Source organism: Limnohabitans planktonicus II-D5 (assembly GCF_001270065.2).
Classification (GTDB): Bacteria; Pseudomonadota; Gammaproteobacteria; order Burkholderiales; family Burkholderiaceae_C; genus Limnohabitans_A; species Limnohabitans_A planktonicus.
This window is the reverse complement of sequence record NZ_LFYT02000078.1, coordinates 1-1,873: the sequence shown is the minus strand read 5'-3', so window position 1 is coordinate 1,873 and position 1,873 is coordinate 1. Positions and strand designations below refer to the sequence as shown.

At 64.1% G+C, this 1,873-nt stretch carries 1 protein-coding gene; it reads left to right on the top strand.

From position 1 onward, the window contains the following. Positions 1 to 1,873, top strand: a 1,873-nt coding sequence (locus H663_RS40805) for an Ig-like domain-containing protein (RefSeq protein ID WP_116695971.1), incomplete at both ends; no start/stop codon positions are given.

Here is a 1,873-nt window from a genome sequence, read left to right as displayed (position 1 = left end):
CAGCACCACAGTGGCTGCAGACGGCAGCTGGAGCGTCACGCCCACCATCGCGATGACAAGCGGCAGCGTGAGCATCATCGCCACCGACCCCGCAGGCAACACCAGTGCAGCGCAAACGCTGACCCTGGTGATTGACAAAACAGTGGGCACAAGCACAGTGGCCCTGCTGTGCGACAGCGGTGCCAGCAGCAGCGACAAGATCAGCCGAGACGGCACGATCGCGGTGAGCAATCTGGAGACCGGCTCCACGGTCGAATACAGCACCAACGGCACAACGTGGACCACCACCTTCACAGCCGCAGAAGGTGCCAACACCGTGAGCGTGCGCCAGACCGACGCCGCAGGCAACGTGAGTGCGGCCAGCACATTGAACTTCACGCTGGACACCAGCGCTCCCGTACCCACCGTCGGCATCAACGCCATTGGCGGCGACGACGCCCTGAGCCCTGCTGACGCGGTGCAAACCCACACCGGCATCACCGGCAGCGTGAGCGACGCCCGCGAAGGCGACGTGGTCAAAGTGCTGGTCAACGGCCAAACCTTCAGCGGCACCGTGGACGCTTTGGGCAACTACAGCGTGAGCGTGGCCACCGCCGACCTGATTGCTGATTCGGGCAGCACCCTTGAAGTCGTGCTCATGGCCAGCGATGCGGCGGGCAACACCCAGATGGCATCTGCCAACCGGGCCTACGCCGTGGACATCACCGTGCCCACGGTGCAAAGCATCGTGCTGGACAAGAGCGCCCTGAAAGTGGGCGAGAGCGCCACCGTCACCATCAGCTTCAGCGAGAAAGTCAAAGCCTTTGACCTGTCGGACTTGACCGCTGACAACGCCACACTGAGCAACCTGGCCACAGCCGATGGCGGCCTGACCTGGACCGCCACACTCACGCCCACAGCAGGCATCGAAGACACCAGCAACGTGGTCCAAGTGCTGGCCAACTACACCGACCTGTCGGGCAACGTGGGCACCGCAGGCACGAGCGGCAACTACAGCCTGGACACCAAAGCGCCCACAGCCACGATCAAACTGGCCGACGAAGCCCTGCAAGCGGGCGAGACCACCACGCTGACCATCACCTTCAGCGAGAAAGTGCAAGACTTTGGCAACGCGGATGTCACGGTGCAAAACGGCACATTGGGCACCCTGGTCAGCACCGACGGCATCGTCTGGACCGGCACCTACACCCCCAGCGTCAACCTTGAAGACACCACCAACGTCATCACGCTGGCCAACACCTACAGCGACCTGATCGGCAACGCTGGAGCCGTGGGCACCAGCGGCAACTACAGCGTAGACACCAAGGCCCCCTCGGCCGTGGTCACCCTCCAAGACGCCCAAGGTGCAGCGATGACCAGCCTCACGGCCGGACAAAGCGCCCAGCTGACCATCACCTTCAGCGAAGCGGTCCAAGACTTCAGCAACGCCGACGTGACAGCGCCCAACGGCACGCTCAGCACCCTGGCCAGCACCGACGGCGGCACCACCTGGACCGCGACGTTTACGCCCAACGCCAACGTGGAAGTGGCCGCCAACAGCATCAGCGTCAACCCCGGTGCCTACAGCGACCTGGCGGGCAACACCGGATCTGCTGCAGCCAGCGGCAACTACGCCGTAGACACCCAGGGCCCCACGGCCAGCATCACCCTGAGCGACAACGCCCTCACGGCAGGCGAGAGCGCACAAGTGACCATCGTCTTCAGTGAAAAAGTCACCGGCTTTGGCAACAGCGACGTGGCTGTAGAAAACGGCACCCTGAGCACCCTGGCCACCACCGATGGCGGCAAGACCTGGGTGGGCAGCTTCACGCCCACAGCGGGCACGGCAGACGCCAGCAACGTCATGAGCGTGGCCAACAGCTACACCGACGTG